Consider the following 17,621-nt stretch of genomic DNA (forward strand, 5'->3'; position numbering starts at 1 on the left):
CTTAAACCCCCAGTCGATGCGGAAAAGTGGCCCGCCGAAAGGCCTGATCTCGTACCTCGTGCTCGAACTCCTAGATGAAAAGCCTCGGTACGGATACGAGATACTGAAAGAGATCCGTGATATCAGTGGCGGCCACTGGGAACCCTCCTACGGGTCAGTGTATCCGATCCTCTACAAGTTCGAAGAGAAGGGGTGGGCCGAACGGATCGAACGCGAGGACGAGCCCGACCGAAAATACTTCGAACTCACCGATTCGGGGTACGAAGAACTCGAAGAGAAACGCGAGGAGAGCGGGACGAAAGCCCGCGAGTTCGCGGACGTCATCCTCGGATTCTACCACGTCTACGTCGCCTTCGCTACCGACGAACGATTCGAAGTGCAGAGTCCCGAGGGTGAGTGGCAGTTCGACGAGACGTTCAGTTCGTGGATCGTCGAGCAGATCATCCGGCACCACGAGCGCGACTTCGCCGAATTCGAGCGAATCCCCGACGCACCGGACGAGTTCTACGAACGAATGGGTCTCGAACGCTGACCGCCACGAAAACGCTGTTCTCTCCCGAGTATTACGAAAAACGAGTGCTGCCTATCCCGCCAGCAGTCGTGGCCCGAATATCATGAGGATGAGACTGGCGAGCATCGTCAGTCCGACGCTCGTCGTTATCATCGTCGTCACCTGCCTCCCCTGACTGGTCGGTAGCCGTGAGACGATCGCCTCGGCACCCATCCGAAGGAGATGTCCGCCGTCCAGGGGGAACGCCGGGATGCAGTTGAAGAAGCCGAGGTTGAGATTGATCCACCCCGTCCAGAACAGGGCGTTCGCCACCAGGAAGAGACCGCCACCGAGTCCCGCGAGCGGCCCCTCCACCGCGTAGAAGTTGGCGTTCAGCCCGACGAACCCGGCGAAGTTGTACCCGACGGGCATCGAGAGGCTGGCGAACGGGAGCAACAGCGTCCCGACGATACCGAGCAGGAACGACGTGACCGGCCCGTTGCCACCGCCGCCACCGAAGGTCGAGACGAACTGCCCCGAGACGAGGTCGTGGAACGTCTCCGCCGGGTAGAGTTTCGTGCCGAAACCACTCGCCGTAATGCCCGACGTTCCCGGCGCGACGAGGATACCGACGATGGCCTCCCCGTTGTCGTTCTCGCCGAGTGTCACGTCGTACGTCTGCCGAACGTAGTTTCCACCCTCTTTCTCGTAGGCTTCGATCGTCACCGTCTGCCCCGGTTCGTAGCCATCGAGAACGGTCGTCAGGTCGCCGTTGTCGACGACTCGTTTCCCGTCGATAGCCGTGATGACGATGGTATCTCCGGCTTCGAGTCCGGACTCGCTGGCGGGACTTTCGGACTGAACCGTCGAGAGCGCGCCGACCGGTCCGGTCACCTTCGACCCGTTCGCGGTCAGCGTGGCGATCTTCTTGTCTTCGAGTTCGCGGTTCAGCGCCTGTTCTGTGTAGACCGCCGTCCCGTTGACCGCGACGATGCGGTCACCCGTTCCGACGCTCGACGCGAACGGCGAATCCCGTGCCAACCCCGTCACGAGCAACGAACGTTCGATGGTCGTCGTCCGGTTTTCACCGTTTTGAGCCACCGTCACCGTCACCGACCGACTCTGTATCTCGCCGAGTTTCGCGTTGAGGTCGCCGTTGCCCTCGACCGCCGTCCCGTTGACCGCGACGATGCGGTCGCCACGCTGGATTCCGGCGTCACTTGCAGCAGAGCCGTCGAAGACGCCACCGACCGCCGCGCCGGACGCGACGGATATCGACCCCATCACCGGGCCGAACAGGAGCAAGAACGCGAGAATCGTGACGGCGAAGTTGTTCGTCACGCCCGCCGCGAACATCCGACTCTGGCCGCCCCTGTCCGCTTTCTTGCGGTTCTCCTCGTCCGGCTCGACGAACGCACCGATCGGCAGGAAGGCGAACAACGCCAGTCCCATCGACTTGATCTCGATGTCCTCGACTCGGCAGAAGAGACCGTGACCTCCCTCGTGGACGACCAGTCCAACGAGCAGGCCGAACAGAATCTCGGGCGCGACCGAGAGCGGGAGGAAGTCGTTGACGCCGGGGATGACGAGCACGTTCCGTGGCTGTGTGACCGCCGTCGGCTCCGGCGGGTTCTGGACGACCACGATAGCCTGAACGACGAGCACGAGGAACGTTCCGACCATCACGACCAGCGCGATTCCTAGCCCGAAGTTCCCCCACGCTCGCCAGAATCGCTTCGGCCGAGCGAGACGGTCGAGCAGCTGCTTTCCTCTCTGGGTGTGGACCGTCAGAATCGGGCCCTGTGTGCCGAGAAACGGCGGCAACATATCGTTCGCCCGAAGTGCGAGAAGGGCGAACCAGTAGGCTGCAATTCCGAGAAGCACCCATACGATCGTATCCATCGAACGAAAGAAAGTTCCCGTCGCTCAAAGGCGTTTGGGAACGAGCGCAAAATGAGAGAACGAACGCGGAAAAACGGGAGTTACTCCGCCGTCTGCCAGTCTTCTTCGAGTTCCTGCTGCTGAGCTTCCTTCTTGCTCCGACGGCGCTGGCGAATCTTCCGAGCGGCAGCGACTCCGGCGGCGGTGCCGCCGAGCACTGCGGCGCGACGAGCGAACGTCTTCGTTCGACTCTTGCCTTTCGTCGTTTCGGCTTCTTCGGTCTCTTCGATCTCGGATCCCGTTTCGATCTCGTCGATCTCTTCTGTCTCTTCGGTCTTCGTTTCAGTCTTCTCTATCTCTGCTTCGTCTTTGACGAGTTCTGTCCGTTTCAACGCTGGTTTCTCGAGATTGAGTTCTATCAGGGCCATGGTAATATCACCGTTCAGTCGCTGACGTGATTAGTCGTCAGACAGACCTTGCACCTCCCCGTAGTACTGCGACGTACTTTGTTATGCACTAATTAGGTGGAGGTAATTGAATATTATCTGCCAGCATCCTTAACTCTGCTGGCGGTTCTCGTTTCCTGCGAAAACGATATCGACGTTAGCCGTCTCGACGCAGTCGTCGAAGGACGAAATCGCGGTCTAGCTTCGAGAGGAACGGGCCGAGTTTCGGTCCCTGTTCGTCGTCAAAAAAGAGCCGATAGCCCGTGCTGAAGAAGTCGCCGATGTCGATGTCGTGACGCTTTGCAGTCTCGTAGATCTCGCCCTGGATCGCCTCGCCATCGTGGCCTTCCTCGACGAACGCCGCGAGTTCGTCCAGCGCGGCCTCCGTCTCGGGATCGAGAGTCACGTCGGGCATCTCGGTTCGCTTCAGGTCGTAGTCGTACTCGTTGCTCGTCCGGTGTGCCCACGCCCGTGCACACTCGACGCGCGCGAGCGCATCCTCGACGGCCCACTCCGGCGCGTCGTCGGGGATGTGTCCTTCGCGTCGTGCGATCTCCTCGCTGAGGTCGCGGTCGTCGGTCATCCCCAGCACGGCGGCGAAGGTGTAGGGGATGCGGATGCGCTCGGGGCGGATCTCGCCGACGACCATCGGGTAGATCCGCTCGGCGAGCGCACGCTCTTTCTCGTCGCCATCCTCCTCGCCGAAGTAGATCCGTTCGAACCGGTCGAACTCGTCCACCAACAGGTCGAGTCGCTCGATACTGAAGTCACGGGCTTTGTTCGGGTCTTTGGTGAAGAAGTACCGAAGCACCTCGGGTTCGAGCAGCTCCAGCACCTCTTTGACGAGGACGATGTTCCCCTCCGATGAGGAGAAAGGCTTCCCGTTGAGCGTGAACCACTCGTAGGTCATCGGAACCGGCGGTTCGAACTCCATGACGTTGCGAGCGATGTCCTCGCCGCTCGGCCACGAGCCTTCTGCGTGGTCTTTCCCGAACGGTTCGAAGTCCACATCGAGCGTCTTCCACTGGGCGGGCCACTCGAATCGCCACGGAAGCTTCCCATCGCGCAAGGTCGCCGTCCCCTCGTGACCACAGCCGTCGATAGTGTTGTCGCCCGCCTTCAGGTCGGTACAGACGTACTCGATGGTGCCTTCTTCAACGTCGAACTCCGTCACCGTCTCCGTGATCTTTCCGCAGTCCTCGCAGATGGGATTGAAGGGGACGTACTCGTCGTCCACCTTGTCCTGATACTCCGCGAGCACCTCACGAGCCGTCTCGGCATTGTCGAGCAGCTGACGGGTGACGTCCTCCAGTTCGCCGGTCTCGTACAGTTCGGTGTTCGAGACCACGTCGATAGGAACGCCGAGAAGGTCTGCGCTCTGCTGGATGAGGTTCGAGAAGTGGTCGCCGTAGGAGTCACAACAGCCGAACGGGTCGGGGATGTCCGTGTACGGCTTGCCGAGATTGCGTCCCAGTGCGCCAGCGTTCACGTCGCCGAGTTCGACGATGTTCCCGTCCAGGTCGGCGAGCTTTCGCGGCAGTTTCCGCAGTGGGTCACGGTCGTCGGCGGTGAAGACCTGTCGTACCTCGTGCCCCCTGTCGCGCAAGACCGCCGCCACGAAGTAGCCGCGCATGATCTCGTTGACGTTGCCGAGGTGTGGAACCCCGGACGGCGAGATGCCGCCCTTGATGATGATGGGGTCGTCCGGGTCGCGGGCTTCGATCCGGTCTGCCACCTCGTCGGCCCAAAAGACGTGGTGGTCGTCTCCGCCGTCATCACGGTCGTCTGCTGGTGCCGAATCGACGCTCATCCTTGTACCCAGTAGGACATCTCGTCGTCCGTACCTTCCGGGATGATGTCCGTTCCGCTGTGTTCCCCGAAGAGGACGGCGTCGGCGATCCGTTCCGGTTCGGTCCCGTCGAGGACGATGGTGCGAACGCCCGACCGCTCGATCAGTTTCGCGGCCAACAGGTCGACCGGCGAGGAACTGCCGGCGGTCATTTCGAGATCGGCGATGACATCGACGAGTTCGCTCGCCGAAAGTTCGTCGTACTTCGTCGCGTCGTCGACCTCGTTCGGATCGTCGCTGAACACACCGTTCACGCTCGTCGCGTAGACGAGGAGGTCGGCGTTGGTGTACTCGGCCAGTGCCGCGCTCACGGCGTCGGTCGTCTGGCCGGGCATCACGCCACCCATGACCGCGATATCGCCGCGATGCATCGCAGTTCCCGCCTTCTCGTAGGTCTCCGCTGGACTGGGTGCGGCCTGCTCACCCAGCGCCGCGATGAGAAGCCGGGCGTTCAGTCGGGTGACGTCGATACCGATGTCGTCCAGTTCGATCTCGTTTGCGCCGAGGTCACGGGCAGTTCCGATGTACTCTCGGGCGACGCCCCCGCCACCGACAACCGCGCCGATGGTACATCCCTCCGTTGCGAGCGATTCGATGACTTCGGCGTGTCCACGAACACGCTGGGACTCCAGGTCCGGAGCGAGCACGCTCCCGCCGATAGAAACGACCACCTTCATGCTATCGCCGTGTTGCCCGGACGCGGCCTTAAGCGTTCTCAACTTCCGACCGAAGGCTAAAAGCGCCTCGCCGACTGCATTACGGGCATGAAAGTACTGGGTATCGTCGGGAACGAGTCAGATTCCGTCGCCGACGAACTCGCCGACAGACTCGGTGAACGCGGTGCGGTCGGAACCGTCACGCGGGGGGCACCGGAACCGAGCGATTCGACCACCATCGAACTCGGTGACGACGGATGGTTGGCACACGGAACCGACCGCTCGCTGGCAGACGTACTCGACGAACTCGCACCGGACCACGACTACGCACTCGTCTCTGGGTTTCCGGATGCGAACCTCCCGCAGGTCGCTGTCGGCGACACCGATCTCGATCGAGAGCCACTCGTCCACGCACCCGACACGGATGCTTTGGATATCGACTCCGTGGTAAACTCCCTCGGCGAGGTCGAACCGTACGAAACGCTCGAATCACTCGTCGCACGCGTGAAGCGGTCGCCGAAAGCCGAGTTGTCGGGTGCGATCGCCACGTTCACCGGGCGCGTCCGGGCGAAAGACAGCACGGACGACACACCGACCGAGTTCCTCGAATTCGAGAAGTACGAGGGCGTGGCGGAGACGCGGATGGACGCGATCAGCGAGGAACTCGAAGCGCGCGACGGCGTCTTCGAGGTGGTCATGCACCACCGAACCGGCCTCATCGAGTACGGCGAGGACATTGTTTTCGTCGTCGTGCTCGCAGGACACCGTGAAGAGGCGTTTCGAACCGTCGAAGACGGGATCAACCGACTCAAAGCGGAGGTTCCGATCTTCAAAAAAGAGGTCACGATGGACGAGCAGTTCTGGGTTCACGAGCGATAGGCCGAGTGTACGACCCCCGATATCGTCCTCGATCGTCCGACGTTATCAGATCCCCTCATATTTACGAAATAAAAAACGAGAGGCGTTTTTAAACTATTAAAATTCGATAGAGCCGTTTGTAAAATGTCGCTTTTACCCGCGTTCACGTCTTTTTCCGCTGGATAGAGCTAAAGATTCCCGAAACTACCCTAAGCTTCTGCCCTTTATAACATCTCCCCAGTCTATGGAGTAACTGGAGTCAGCACATGAGCGCAACCACCCAAGTCGCTGCCGAAAGCCCTGAACCGGAATCCAAAGAAGCCCGCCTGAAGCAGTACCTCTGCGAGAAGGCGAGCGACGGAGAGCTGTACTTCAAGAGCAAGTTCATCGCTGACGAAGTCGGCCTCTCCGCGAAGGAGATCGGTGCGCTGATGGTGAAACTGACCGACTGCGCCGAACTCGAAGTCGAGAAGTGGTCGTACACGAGTGCGACTACGTGGCGCGTGGCTCCCGCGTAACGTTCACGGCCCCGTCCCCGCACGCGGTCCCCGCGGCCTCCACTCCCCCGACGCGTTCACCTAACGCGTTTCCCGCGGCTCCCACGCCTCCATCGCGTTCCGCATGCGTTCCCCCTAACGCATCCCCCACGCGTTCCCCCGACGCGTCCATCGCGTCCCCATACGCCCTGCGGCCCCGAACATCCGCACCCCCTTCGAACGCCCTGCGGTTCCCGCACGCATTGCGAAACCCTCCCTCGCACGCCTCCACGACCGCCCCGTCACACTCACTGCACGCCTTGCAGACTCGCACGCCACGGCGACGATTCGACCCTGTCCCCGACTGCCCGCCCCATCCCCAACTGCCACATTCGACCGCTCCTCCTTCGACGCCTTTGTAGTCCTCTACTGGTTTCGTTCGACCAGTGTCACTCGTATCCGCGTTGACGACCGCTATCCTCCCCGTTCTGTCGGTCGCCGCAGTCGGGTTCCTTCTCGGTAGCCTCCGCGACATCGAGGTGGACGCGCTGGGTACCGTCACCATCTACGTCTTGACCCCGGCACTGGTCTTCCACAGTCTGACGACCTCGTCGCTCGGCGGCAAGACGGCGGTGACACTCGCGCTGCGTCACGGTGTTCACGTTGGCGATGGTCGCACTGGCGGAGTTCGTCGGTCGGCTGCTCGGCGAGTCGGAGCCGGTTCTCGGTGCGCTCGTGTTGACGAGTGCGTTCCCCAACGCGGGTAACTACGGGATTCCCCTCTCGCAGTTCGCGTTCGGTGACGTCGGTCGAAGCACCGCCATCCTCTACATCGCCGCCCAGTCGGTGCTCACCTACACCGTCGGCGTGTACCTCGCCTCGCGTGGCAACGGTACGTCCAGTTTCGCCGCCGTCCGCGAGGTGTTCAAACTCCCACTCGTGTATGCTGTCTTCGCAGCAGGTGCCGCCCGCGCACTTGATATCGTCCCGCCAGTGGATTCTGCGGCCATGGAGACGCTGAAACTGACCGGCGACGCGGCGATCCCGGTGATGTTACTCATGCTCGGTATCCAACTGGCGAACACCGATTCGGGTGCTGCAATCGCCCGTGTCGGCGTCTCGAACGGGATGAAACTCGTCGTCGCACCGGTCGTCGCCGTCGTCGTCGTCTTCCTCCTCGGTTTCGAAGACGCGACCGTCGCGCGTGTGTTCGTTCTCGAATGTGCGATGCCAGCCGCGATCACGCCGCTCATCCTCAGTATCGAGTACGATGAGGGAGGTGTCGGTCTCACCGCCCCCGAGTACGTGAGCACGGCGATATTCACCAGCACACTCGTGAGTGTCCCGGTGTTGACACTCCTCATCGCCATCCTCCAGTCGGATGCCGTCGTCTAAGGGTTTATACGGATTCGTTCCGTACTATGACTGAATGGATTCGACCGAGCCGCCCGAGGCAGGTCCTTCAATCGAACGATTGCACTCGGTGTTTCGGGTGTACGACGTTCGCAGTGACGGCGAGCAGTTGGTTTACTACGGCGAACCGCTGGTGCCGCAAGACCGATTGATGAAGACCATCTGGCCGCTCTTTCGGGAGCACGGCTACGAAGTTGCACTGACGACTCGGATGGGAGAGTACGTCCTCGTCGCCGAACCCATCGAACTCGGCCCAGACGGGGTTCCCTGGAAGAACGTCATTCTGTTCCTCGCGACGGTACTCTCGACACTTTGGGCCGGTGCGACGTGGTACCACGTCAATCCCGTGACGAACCCGGTAGAGGCGATGCTGACGGCGTGGCCGTTCACGCTGGCGGTTCTGGGCGTTCTCGGCACCCACGAACTCGGCCACTACGTGATGAGTCGCTACCACGGCGTCGATGCGACGCTGCCGTACTTCATCCCGATGCCGACCCTCATCGGGACGATGGGCGCGGTCATCCGGATGAAAGGGCAGATGCCGAACCGGAAGGCGCTCTTCGATATCGGCGTCTCGGGGCCACTCGCAGGACTCGTGGCAACCGTCGTCGTCACGGCGGTCGGATTGACGATGGAACCAGTCACCGTCACCCAGGAGACACTCAACAGTGCATCGACCATCGAGGTGAAGTTCGGCTACCCGCCCCTCTTGAAGGCTATCGCGGCAGTGATGGGCGAACCGCTCACCTACGACAACCCTGCCAAATCGGTCAATCCGGTCGTCATCGGCGGCTGGGTCGGTATGTTCGTCACGTTCCTCAATCTCATCCCGGTCGGACAACTCGACGGCGGCCACATCGTCCGGGCGATAATCGGCGAACGACAGGAGAGTGTCGCAGCACTCGTCCCCGCCGTGCTGTTCGGACTTGCTGCGTACGTCTTCTACGTCCTCAACGTGAGCAACGCGACGGTGCTCTGGGTCATCTGGGGGTTCCTGTCGATGTTCTTCGCCTACGTCGGCCCCGCGACACCTATCAACGACGGCGAACTCGACATGAACCGGAAACTGCTCGGAGCCCTCACGTTCATCCTCGGGTTGCTCTGTTTCACGCCGACACCGATTCAGATACTCTCCTGACCGTGGGTGTATCCGCGATCGGGAAGCGGTTCTCCGTCCATCGTCACGTCTGAGTCAGTGACCTCGCCGACGACCGAGACCGGCGTCGGCGACTCCGATTTGGCTTCCGTCACTCGCTCCTCGGGCAGGGTGAAGACGAGTTCGAAGTCCTCGCCGAAGAAGAGTCCCAACTCGTGTTCGTCGGCTGTGTCTTCGGCCACGTCACGAACGCTCTCGGCGATCGGAACCGAATCGCTATCGAGTTTGAACCCGCAGTCGCTCGCCTCCGCGAGCTGATGTACCGACCGTGCGAGTCCGTCGCTGGAGTCCATCATGGCGGTCGCGTGCGGCGCGAGTGCTCGCCCTGCGGCGATTCGCGGGTCGAAGCGAAAGAGGTCGTTCGCGCGTTCCGTCTCGTCTCGGTCGAACAGGCGGAGCGCCGCACCGCTTCGCCCGAACGTGCCGGTGACACAGAGCACATCGCCAGGACGTGCGCCCGACCGCATGACGGGGTCGTCCGTCCGTCCGAGTGCCGTCGTCGTCGCCGTGAACTCCGTGGTGGTGTCGAGGTCGCCGCCGACGTACCGCGCGCCGACCGACTCACAGACCTCACTCGCGCCCGCGACGAACGCTTCGAGTTCGTCGCGGGTGAACTCCGGCGCGGCGTAGACGGCGACTGCTGCGGTCGCCGTCGCCCCCATCGCCGCAACGTCCGAGAGGGAAGCACCGACGGCACGCCAACCAGCGGTGTACCGTGTTGTCCCCTCGGGGAAGTCCGTCGTCTCGTGGAGCATATCGGTCGTCAGTACTTGCCCGTCCACGACCGCCGCGTCGTCGCCCGCGTCGGGAAGCTCACCCGCCAGCAGTCTGAGCGCGGCCCGTTCGTCCATACCGTCTTTCTGTCATGCCGGGAAAAAAGCCGACCGGTCTTCGCTGGCTTCAAGCAGTCGCACTGATATTTGCGAACTGATGCGAATCGACCTGGGTGACGTACGCACGATAACCGTCGGCTTCGTAGCTGCGGTCGTGGTCTTGCTCGCGGTCTTCTCCATCGTCGGAATCGATCGCGTCGTGTCCGCACTCTCGGTGACGGACGTGCGCGTGGTCGCCCTCGTCTGTGTCGTCGCACTGGCATGGCTCTTCTCGTGGGCGATGTCGCTTCGAACCGTCCTGGATGTCCTGGGCGTTCACATCTCTCCTGTACGTTCGTTCTTACTCTACGCGGGCGCGACGTTCGCCAACAACGTGACCCCGTTCGGGCAAGCGGGTGGTGAACCGTTCGCCGCCCTGCTCATCTCGCGGGCGACAGACGCAGAGTACGAGACCAGTCTCGGTGCCATCGCCAGCGTCGACGCCATCAATTTCGTCCCGTCCATCTCGTTCGCACTGGTCGGTGTGGCGTACTACGCGACGGTGCTCACGCTCGGCGACACGATCGAGATGGTCGCGGTCTCCATCGTCGCGCTCGCGATGGCGGTTCCCGCCGTAGCGGTCGTGGGGTGGCGAAACCGAAGTCGGGTGGAGTCGGGGATCGCCACAGGTATCGTCCCTGCTGTGAGTGCAGTCGCGCGCGTCATCCCGCGCGTGAAGCCGACGACTCGCCCTGCAGTCCAGCGACGAATCCGAGGATTCTTTCGTGCCATCGAGCGCGTCGCAGGAGACCGTCGTCGCCTCTTACTCGCGGTGTTCTTCTCCGCGCTCGGGTGGCTTCTATCGTCGGTGTCGCTGTGGCTGTCGCTCTACTCACTCGGCCACACCGTCCCGTTCGCGGCGGTGCTGTTCATCGTCCCCATCGGAAGCATAGCCGGAGTTGCACCACTGCCCGGTGGACTCGGCGGTGTCGAGGCGGCGCTGGTGCTCCTCCTCGTCCCGCTGACGGGCGTGACGGCGGCGACCGCAGGGGCGGCGGCAGTCATCCACCGGGGGGCGACCTACTGGCTCCCGGTGATGCTCGGATGGACGGCGACAGCGATGCTCGAAGCGGACAATTCGAACGGTGATTGAGCGTCACGCCGTGTTTGGCCACGAGATAGTATATAAACCTTCGTCAGGGTCGTCGTGGCTGGTTCGACTAGGGGATAAAATAGGTGCGGCAGGAGGAGGTAGCGACCTCGAACCCGCCCGAACTCTGTAACGATGGCTTTAAACGCCGCCGCAGGGAAATCAGTCGTATGACGACGCTCTACGACGTTCCGGCGGACGCGCTCATCGAGGCGCTCGCCGACGAACTCGAGGATCGATTCGACCAACCGGACTGGGCCGATTTCACTAAAACCGGCGCACAGCGCGAGATGCCCCCCGAGCAGGAGAACTTCTGGCACATCCGCGCGGGAAGCCTCCTGCGAAAGGTCGCCACGAACGGCCCGGTCGGCGTCGAACGCCTCTCGACCGAGTACGGCGGTGGCAAGAAAGGTTCGACCCGATACCGTGTCGCACCCATCCACCGCGCCGACGGAAGCAAGAAGATCATCCGAACCATCCTCCAGCAGCTCGAAGAGGAAGGCCTCATCCAGTCCAACGAACACCGAGGCCGCGAGATCACTGCCGAAGGTCGAAGCCTCCTCGACGACACGGCAGGCGAGGTCATGGCCGACCTCGACCGACCGGAACTCGAACGCTACGCCTGAACTGATTATTTCGTTTTCGTCTCACCCTTCGTGAGCGATAGGTACGTTCTCGAAACTGTTTCGGCAGGCCAACCAGCCGACAGGCCGCGTCACGAAGCAGACTGAGCCAGCGGTTGGCGAAGCCTGCTTCGACACGGGGAGGATCGGGGCCGCGCGCTGCGGTTACGGTATGTTGTCCTAGCGTCTCCTGCTGTCGCGGTGGCCTAGTTACTTCCGCGGTACGGATAGATCTAAGCAACTCTTGCGGTGCGATTCCTGCGGTTGCAGTCCCCTGGTGACTTCTGTAGGGGAGGCATCGACCTTCGTACTCGAAGTCGCACCAATCTTCGAACATCGCAGTTCTCACTGATGCCTGACCGTTTTTTCCGACCTGTTGGAACGTTATTCTCCGTAATTGTTTTTGGTCATGGCCGGTAAGCTACAGATAAGGCATGAGTGGAAGTCCTGACGACGACCGACTAGAAGAGCTTCGAAAACAGAAGATGGAGGAACTGCAGGACCAACAGCAACAGGAAGAGGCCCAAGAGCAGGCCCAGCAGCGCGCCGACGCGCAGAAGCAGGCACTGCTCCGCCAGTATCTCACCGACGGCGCGCGCAAGCGACTGAACTCCGTCCGGATGAGCAAGCCGCAGTTCGCCGACCAAGTGGAGCAGCAGGTGCTCGCGATCGCCCAGAGTGGGCGCATCAACGGCCAGATCGACGACCAGAAGATGAAAGAGATCCTGCGCGAGCTGAAGCCCGACAAGAAGAGCTTCAACATCAAGCGCCGCTGAGATGGAACTCGGACTCCTCTACAGCGGGGGAAAGGACTCGACGCTCGCCGCCCTCCTACTCGACGATTTCTACGACGTGACGCTCGTCACCGCCCACTTCGGCGTCACGGACGACTGGAAGCACGCCCGCGACACCGCCGAAGCGACCGGCTTCGACTTCGAAACGGTCGAACTCGACCACGATGCCGCCATCGAGGCCGTCGAACAGATGGTCGAGGACGGCTACCCGCGAAACGGAATCCAGCAGGTGCATCTCCACGCTCTGGAAACCGTGGCGGGGATGCGCTTCGACGCGGTCGCGGATGGAACCCGCCGGGACGACCGCGTGCCGACCGTCTCGCGCGCGCAGGCCCAGAGTTTAGAAGACCGACACGACATCGACTACATCGTTCCCCTCTCCGGGTTCGGACGCGGTGCAGTCGACCGCCTCGTCACAGCAACCCTCGACGTCGAATCCGGCCCGAGCGACGAGATTCGCAAGGCCGACTACGAAGCCGAACTGCGCTCCCTCCTCGCCCGTGAACACGGCGAGTCAGCAGTAGACGAGGTGTTCCCTGCCCACGAGCAAACCTACGTTACGGGCTTCCTGACTCGGTGACAGCACACCGTTCGACGATGGCTGTTCGGTCACACCGACACTACCCGCGTTCGAACCATCTCCCTGATTTTCAGTACGGAGTACCAACGCCATCCGCCGTACCGGGTAATATCCAACAAACTAAACGTCACCCTCCTGTATCACCGTGAGATGCGCGCGTTTCGAGTCGCCTACGACGGTCGGCCATACTACGGATTCCAGCGCCAGCCGGATGTCCCGACCGTCGAAGACACGCTGTTCGACGCGCTCCGCACCCTCGGTGTAGCGGACGACGTACCGGAGGGGTACGCCGCCGCCGGTCGAACCGACGCAGGCGTCTCCGCCGTCGCCCAGACCGTCTCGTTCGAGTGCCCCGACTGGCTCACTCCATCGGCGTTCAACAGCGAACTCCCGGCGTCGATTCGAGCGTGGGCAAGCGCCGAAGTCGTCCCGGAGTTCCACGCGACGCACGATGCCTACTTTCGGGAGTACGTCTATCACTGCTACGCGCCACGGGCGAACCTCGGGCTGGCGAAAGACGCCTGCGACCGCCTCGCTGGCGAGCACGACTTCCACAACGTGACGCCCGACGACGAGGGTACCGTCCGCGACCTCGACATCCGCGTTCTCCAGGACGGCGACTATCTGGTGTTCACGCTCCGTGCTGGTGGCTTCGCCCGCAACCTCGTCCGGCGCGTCGTCTCGCTCGTCCACGCCATCGCCGTGGGTGACTCTCCGATGATGAAGATAGACCGCGTGCTCGCGCCGGAACCCATCGACGGCCCGGAGGGCGTTCCGCCAGCGCCCGCCCACCCGCTCGTGCTCGCGGACGTTGGCTACGACTGTGAGTTCTCTGTGGATGAAGACGCGGTCGAGAATGCGCGAGAGGTGTTCGAAGACCTGCGAATCGAGCGCCGAACTCGGTCACGCACTGCTCGCGAGATTCATTCGCGGCTCGAATAGAGTTATTTCTCCGAACCTAGTTCTTTTTCTATGGTAGCCGATGAACTTCTGTGGGAAGTGACGATAGACGTAGCACTCGGTGTTCTGGCGTTCTCGTTCGTTCGGTGACTGGGTGCCGCGGCCGCCGGACCGTTCCGGTTTCCTGGAATCGTCCTCTATGGATCGTTCTATATCGTCGCGCTCGTCCTCGGTGTGGATTTCGTCGTTCGCGGCCTCAGCAAACTCGTCGAAGATATCGTAGCGGTCGTGGACGGAAAACGAATCGAAACTTAGTCCCACGCCTCGGGCCAGATTCCCGCCGCCCGCATCCCTTCTTCGTAGTCGTTCTCTCGGAGGTTCGCTGCCACGTCTTCCGTCTCTTTACGCGGAATCTCCTCGCGTGAGGCGAGTTTCCGGACGAGAAGCGCGGTCAGCATGGCGTGCTCGCGGAGGTTCCGATCGTCTACCTTGTCTCGCGTGTCCGCGTGGGTGTGTCCCCACCCGCGTCCGCGTGCGCCCGGAGCACTGTGGTCTTGCTGGCTGTGCAACTGGAGTGCTGGAACGGCCTGTTTGAGGAACGGCCAGTGGTCGCTGAAGGGGTGGACGCCCTCCTGAATCTCGATGGGCTGGTTCGTTTCGTCCGAGACGCCCTCGACGACCGAGCGCATCGTCTCGGAACCGTGGGTGAACGCCCGCATGTCGCGGAAGCGCCCTGCACCGTCCACGTTCACGACGGCACGAACCGTCGAAGGGTCGAGCGAGTCGGCCAGCGCGTGGCTCCCGAGGAGACCGATCTCCTCACAGCCCACACCCGCCACGCGAACGCGGGTGTCGAGGTTCACCTCCGCGAGCATGTGGGCCGCCGCGACGACGACGGTGATACCACACCCGTTGTCGAGTGCCCCCTCCGCGATATCGTGGGCGTCGTGGTGTGCGACGACGACGATCTCGTCGTCAGTATCGGGACCGAGTTCAGCGACCGCGTTGTGACTCGTCCCCGACGTCGTCTCGGCATCGACGTTGAGCCTCGCCATCGCACCGCGCTCGGCGTACTCGGTCAGCCATGCGCCGGTTTCGTTGCTGACACCGATGCCGGGGATGGCGGTTTCATCGCCGAAAGTGAGCGACCCGGTCGGCGGAAGCTGGCCCGATACGTGGTTGTGGAAGACGAATCCTTCTGCCCCTGCTGCGGCAGCGTAGCCGAACTTCTCCATCCGGTGGATGAACCGACTCCCGGCAGGGGTGGTCGTGCTGGCGACCGCGATCTTCCCGGCCACGTCTTTCTCGTCTATCTCGTCGGGCATGCCGTGGCCGACGTCCACCAGTTCCCCACGCACGTCGCCTGCGGGTGTGTAGGGAAGCGCGATCGACTCGAACGAGCGCTCGACCGGTTCGGTGACTGCGAGTGTGGCAGTCCCACGACGCCAGCAGTTCATCTCGAACGATTCGGTGCGTGCGTTCCGGGCGCCGGCACGTTCGAATCCCTCTGCGACCAGTTCGGCGGCCCGGCGTTCACCGGGATGGCCACCCATCCGGTTTTCGAGTTCGGTCAAGCTCGTCAGAAACGTCCACGGATAGTCGTCTTTCCACATCTCGCCGAGCGTGCGATGTACGTCGTCGGTCATACCCCTCATTGTGGTACCATCCGTGTAAAACCTCCTTCCGGAATATCAACGTTTACGAGGAGGCTGTTCTTAGAGCGTGGTATGAGTTCTGTTCCCGAACGAAGCGATATCGACACACGATACAAGTGGGATTTAGAGAGTATCTACACGTCCGACGAGGAGTGGGAGGTGGCCTACGAGGAGGTCGAAGAGCGATTGGCCGACCTCGAAGCCTATGAAGGGCAGACGACGGAAGACGGTGAGACACTGCTCGAAGTTCTCCAGCTTTCTGACGAACTCGGGCGGAAGGTATCGATGGTCGCCTCCTACGCCCGGATGCGAAGCGACGAGGACACCTCCGACCAGCAGTATCAGGCACTTTCCACGCGCGCACAGTCACTCTTGTCGCGTGCCCAGAGTGCTTCTAGTTTCGTCGAACCGGAGATCCAGTCGCTCGACCGCGACGAACTCGACCGGATGATCGAGGAGACGGACGGACTCGAACAGTACGACCACTTCCTGGACGACGTGATGCGGATGAAAGAGCACACGCGCTCCAGCGAGATCGAGAACCTGCTCGCGGAGTTCGGTGAGGTCACGGGTGCGTCGGGGGAGATCTACTCGATGCTCTCAAACGCGGACATGACCTTCCCGAGGGTCGAGAAACCCGACGGAGACGCGGTCGAGATCACCCAGAGCAACTTCGTCAATCTCCTCAGAAATCCCGACCGAGAGTTCCGCCAGTCCGTGTACGAAGGCTACTTCGACGAGTGGCACAACGTCCGAAATTCGGTCGGTGCGGCGTACAAGAACAGCGTCAAATCGGACGTGAAGTTCGCTCGGGCACGAAACTACGACACTGCCCGTGAGGCCGCCCTCGATGACCCGAACATTCCGGCAGCAGTGTACGACAACCTGCTCGACACCGTACGGGACAATCTCGACAAACTCCACCACCACGCGAAACTCAAGCGCGAGAGCCTCGGTGTTGACGAACTCCAGATGTGGGACCTCTACATGCCGATGACCGACACCGAGAGCCCGGACTTAGAGTACGATCAGGCGGTCGAGTACGTCGTGGATGCCGTGGGTGCACTCGGTGACGACTACCAGTCGCGCGTCGCGGAGGGGATCGAATCACGCTGGGTGGACGTCTACGAGACACAGGACAAGCGAGCAGGTGCGTACAGTGGCGGCACCTACGACACCCAGCCGTTCATCATGATGAACTATCAGGACGACATCGCCTCGATGTACACGCTGGCGCACGAACTCGGCCACTCGCTCCACTCGCAGTTGACGAGCGAGACCCAACCCTACGTCTACAGTGGTTACGAGATCTTCGTCGCCGAGGTGGCCAGCACCGTCAACGAATCGCTGTTGACCCACCACCTGCTCGAAACGGTCGACGACCCTGAGTTCCGCCAGCACGTCCTGAACGAGTACCTGGAACGGTTCCGCTCGACGCTCTATCGGCAGACGCTCTTCGCCGACTTCGAGTATCAGACCCACCAGGTCGTGGAGAACGACGAAGCACTCACCCCCGATCGACTCGATCAGATCTACGGCGACCTCAAACGAGAGTTCTACGAACCCGCCGTCGTTGACGACCGAATCGAGCGCGAGTGGATGCGTATTCCGCACTTCTACCGTGCGTACTACGTCTTCCAGTACAGCACGGGTATCAGTGCCGCTGTCGCGCTGGCCGACAAGATCCTCGACGAGGGCGAACCGGCCGCCGAACGCTATCTCGACTTCCTCAGCAGCGGCTCGCGTGAGTACCCGCTCGAATTGCTTCAGGGTGCTGGCGTGGACATGCGCTCGCCCGAACCCATCCAGCGCGCACTCGACGTGTACGGCGAGTACTTGGACGAGATGGAAGAACTGATCTGACGGCAGCGATTCGGCTGCG

General features: G+C 62.0%; 17 protein-coding genes and 1 pseudogene. 11 read left to right on the forward strand and 7 right to left on the reverse strand.

Translation table 11 applies throughout. The annotated features are described in order from the left end of the window. The first annotated feature begins 16 nt into the window (after nt 1–16). On the forward strand, nt 17–532 hold the full coding sequence (locus tag ACR3FE_RS16275; protein WP_458208369.1) for a PadR family transcriptional regulator: 516 nt from the start codon (nt 17–19) through the stop codon (nt 530–532). 51 nt (nt 533–583) lie between these two features. Here the strand turns inward: ACR3FE_RS16275 and ACR3FE_RS16280 are convergent, their stop codons facing one another. The 4 genes from ACR3FE_RS16280 to pyrH all read right to left on the reverse strand — a co-directional run bounded on the left by ACR3FE_RS16280 (nt 584) and on the right by pyrH (nt 5,343). Further along, on the reverse strand, nt 584–2,392 hold the full coding sequence (locus ACR3FE_RS16280) for a site-2 protease family protein (RefSeq protein ID WP_458208371.1): 1,809 nt from the start codon (nt 2,390–2,392) through the stop codon (nt 584–586). 80 nt (nt 2,393–2,472) lie between these two features. Next, entirely contained in the window at nt 2,473–2,799 is a 327-nt protein-coding gene (locus tag ACR3FE_RS16285; protein ID WP_458208373.1) for a hypothetical protein, read from the reverse strand. A gap of 175 nt (nt 2,800–2,974) precedes the next feature. Beyond that, on the reverse strand, nt 2,975–4,627 hold the full coding sequence (gene lysS, locus ACR3FE_RS16290; protein ID WP_458208375.1) for a lysine--tRNA ligase: 1,653 nt from the start codon (nt 4,625–4,627) through the stop codon (nt 2,975–2,977). Next, nucleotides 4,624–5,343 carry a UMP kinase gene (gene pyrH / locus ACR3FE_RS16295; protein WP_458208376.1) on the reverse strand — a complete coding sequence of 240 codons (720 nt, stop codon included), beginning with the start codon at nt 5,341–5,343 and terminating at the stop codon, nt 4,624–4,626. The genes lysS and pyrH overlap by 4 nt, the downstream gene beginning before the upstream one ends. Nucleotides 5,344–5,430: 87 nt before the next feature. Here pyrH and ACR3FE_RS16300 point away from each other — a divergent pair, with 87 nt between their 5' ends. Together ACR3FE_RS16300 and ACR3FE_RS16305 are read left to right on the forward strand one after the other, a co-directional pair. Further along, nucleotides 5,431–6,201: a molybdopterin synthase gene (locus tag ACR3FE_RS16300; RefSeq protein ID WP_458208377.1), complete on the forward strand. Its 771-nt coding sequence runs from the start codon at nt 5,431–5,433 to the stop codon at nt 6,199–6,201. Nucleotides 6,202–6,446: 245 nt separating this feature from the next. Beyond that, nucleotides 6,447–6,698: a DUF7123 family protein gene (locus tag ACR3FE_RS16305; protein WP_458208378.1), complete on the forward strand. Its 252-nt coding sequence runs from the start codon at nt 6,447–6,449 to the stop codon at nt 6,696–6,698. A gap of 114 nt (nt 6,699–6,812) precedes the next feature. Here the strand turns inward: ACR3FE_RS16305 and ACR3FE_RS16310 are convergent, their stop codons facing one another. After that, complete coding sequence (locus ACR3FE_RS16310; protein ID WP_458208380.1) at nt 6,813–7,046, reverse strand: hypothetical protein; 234 nt, start codon at nt 7,044–7,046, stop codon at nt 6,813–6,815. A gap of 56 nt (nt 7,047–7,102) precedes the next feature. Here ACR3FE_RS16310 and ACR3FE_RS16315 point away from each other — a divergent pair. Together ACR3FE_RS16315 and ACR3FE_RS16320 are read left to right on the forward strand one after the other, a co-directional pair. Continuing rightward, nucleotides 7,103–8,051, forward strand: a pseudogene (locus ACR3FE_RS16315) (AEC family transporter). A gap of 34 nt (nt 8,052–8,085) precedes the next feature. After that, nucleotides 8,086–9,207 (forward strand): site-2 protease family protein, encoded by a 1,122-nt coding sequence (locus tag ACR3FE_RS16320; RefSeq protein ID WP_458208381.1) that lies wholly within the window; start codon nt 8,086–8,088, stop codon nt 9,205–9,207. Here ACR3FE_RS16320 and thiL read toward each other — a convergent pair. Further along, nucleotides 9,192–10,076 carry a thiamine-phosphate kinase gene (gene thiL / locus ACR3FE_RS16325; protein ID WP_458208382.1) on the reverse strand — a complete coding sequence of 295 codons (885 nt, stop codon included), beginning with the start codon at nt 10,074–10,076 and terminating at the stop codon, nt 9,192–9,194. The two genes, ACR3FE_RS16320 and thiL, sit on opposite strands and share 16 nt — an antisense overlap. A 79-nt stretch (nt 10,077–10,155) precedes the next feature. Here thiL and ACR3FE_RS16330 point away from each other — a divergent pair, with 79 nt between their 5' ends. The 5 genes from ACR3FE_RS16330 (at nt 10,156) to truA (ending at nt 14,126) form a co-directional block, all read left to right on the forward strand. Next, complete coding sequence (locus tag ACR3FE_RS16330) at nt 10,156–11,190, forward strand: lysylphosphatidylglycerol synthase transmembrane domain-containing protein (protein ID WP_458208383.1); 1,035 nt, start codon at nt 10,156–10,158, stop codon at nt 11,188–11,190. A gap of 167 nt (nt 11,191–11,357) precedes the next feature. After that, nucleotides 11,358–11,813 (forward strand): 30S ribosomal protein S19e, encoded by a 456-nt coding sequence (locus tag ACR3FE_RS16335; protein WP_458208385.1) that lies wholly within the window; start codon nt 11,358–11,360, stop codon nt 11,811–11,813. Nucleotides 11,814–12,244: 431 nt separating this feature from the next. Continuing rightward, nucleotides 12,245–12,586 carry a DNA-binding protein gene (locus ACR3FE_RS16340; protein WP_458208386.1) on the forward strand — a complete coding sequence of 114 codons (342 nt, stop codon included), beginning with the start codon at nt 12,245–12,247 and terminating at the stop codon, nt 12,584–12,586. Between the two features lies 1 nt (nt 12,587). Further along, nucleotides 12,588–13,184 carry a DUF7411 family protein gene (locus ACR3FE_RS16345; protein ID WP_458208387.1) on the forward strand — a complete coding sequence of 199 codons (597 nt, stop codon included), beginning with the start codon at nt 12,588–12,590 and terminating at the stop codon, nt 13,182–13,184. Nucleotides 13,185–13,334: 150 nt separating this feature from the next. Next, entirely contained in the window at nt 13,335–14,126 is a 792-nt protein-coding gene (gene truA, locus ACR3FE_RS16350; protein WP_458208388.1) for a tRNA pseudouridine(38-40) synthase TruA, read from the forward strand. 269 nt (nt 14,127–14,395) lie between these two features. Here truA and ACR3FE_RS16355 read toward each other — a convergent pair whose 3' ends face one another. After that, nucleotides 14,396–15,739 carry a M28 family peptidase gene (locus ACR3FE_RS16355; protein ID WP_458208389.1) on the reverse strand — a complete coding sequence of 448 codons (1,344 nt, stop codon included), beginning with the start codon at nt 15,737–15,739 and terminating at the stop codon, nt 14,396–14,398. 72 nt (nt 15,740–15,811) lie between these two features. On the opposite strand from ACR3FE_RS16355, the gene pepF reads away from it, so the two are divergent. Then, nucleotides 15,812–17,602 carry an oligoendopeptidase F gene (gene pepF / locus ACR3FE_RS16360; protein ID WP_458208390.1) on the forward strand — a complete coding sequence of 597 codons (1,791 nt, stop codon included), beginning with the start codon at nt 15,812–15,814 and terminating at the stop codon, nt 17,600–17,602. Nucleotides 17,603–17,621 lie beyond the last annotated feature (19 nt).

It is taken from the genome of Haladaptatus rarus, from assembly GCF_054177585.1.

What these genes read in the sequence shown, in the direction of transcription:
- ACR3FE_RS16300 (WP_458208377.1), top strand. Translation starts at nt 5,431, where the DNA reads ATGAAAGTACTGGGTATCGTCGGGAACGAGTCAGATTCCGTCGCCGAC.
- ACR3FE_RS16340 (WP_458208386.1), top strand. Translation starts at nt 12,245, where the DNA reads ATGAGTGGAAGTCCTGACGACGACCGACTAGAAGAGCTTCGAAAACAG.
- ACR3FE_RS16320 (WP_458208381.1), top strand. Translation starts at nt 8,086, where the DNA reads ATGGATTCGACCGAGCCGCCCGAGGCAGGTCCTTCAATCGAACGATTG.
- ACR3FE_RS16345 (WP_458208387.1), top strand. Translation starts at nt 12,588, where the DNA reads ATGGAACTCGGACTCCTCTACAGCGGGGGAAAGGACTCGACGCTCGCC.
- thiL (WP_458208382.1), bottom strand. Translation starts at nt 10,076, where the DNA reads ATGGACGAACGGGCCGCGCTCAGACTGCTGGCGGGTGAGCTTCCCGAC.
- ACR3FE_RS16335 (WP_458208385.1), top strand. Translation starts at nt 11,358, where the DNA reads ATGACGACGCTCTACGACGTTCCGGCGGACGCGCTCATCGAGGCGCTC.
- ACR3FE_RS16305 (WP_458208378.1), top strand. Translation starts at nt 6,447, where the DNA reads ATGAGCGCAACCACCCAAGTCGCTGCCGAAAGCCCTGAACCGGAATCC.
- ACR3FE_RS16280 (WP_458208371.1), bottom strand. Translation starts at nt 2,392, where the DNA reads ATGGATACGATCGTATGGGTGCTTCTCGGAATTGCAGCCTACTGGTTC.
- lysS (WP_458208375.1), bottom strand. Translation starts at nt 4,627, where the DNA reads ATGAGCGTCGATTCGGCACCAGCAGACGACCGTGATGACGGCGGAGAC.
- truA (WP_458208388.1), top strand. Translation starts at nt 13,335, where the DNA reads ATGCGCGCGTTTCGAGTCGCCTACGACGGTCGGCCATACTACGGATTC.
- pepF (WP_458208390.1), top strand. Translation starts at nt 15,812, where the DNA reads ATGAGTTCTGTTCCCGAACGAAGCGATATCGACACACGATACAAGTGG.
- pyrH (WP_458208376.1), bottom strand. Translation starts at nt 5,343, where the DNA reads ATGAAGGTGGTCGTTTCTATCGGCGGGAGCGTGCTCGCTCCGGACCTG.
- ACR3FE_RS16330 (WP_458208383.1), top strand. Translation starts at nt 10,156, where the DNA reads ATGCGAATCGACCTGGGTGACGTACGCACGATAACCGTCGGCTTCGTA.
- ACR3FE_RS16275 (WP_458208369.1), top strand. Translation starts at nt 17, where the DNA reads ATGCGGAAAAGTGGCCCGCCGAAAGGCCTGATCTCGTACCTCGTGCTC.
- ACR3FE_RS16285 (WP_458208373.1), bottom strand. Translation starts at nt 2,799, where the DNA reads ATGGCCCTGATAGAACTCAATCTCGAGAAACCAGCGTTGAAACGGACA.
- ACR3FE_RS16355 (WP_458208389.1), bottom strand. Translation starts at nt 15,739, where the DNA reads ATGAGGGGTATGACCGACGACGTACATCGCACGCTCGGCGAGATGTGG.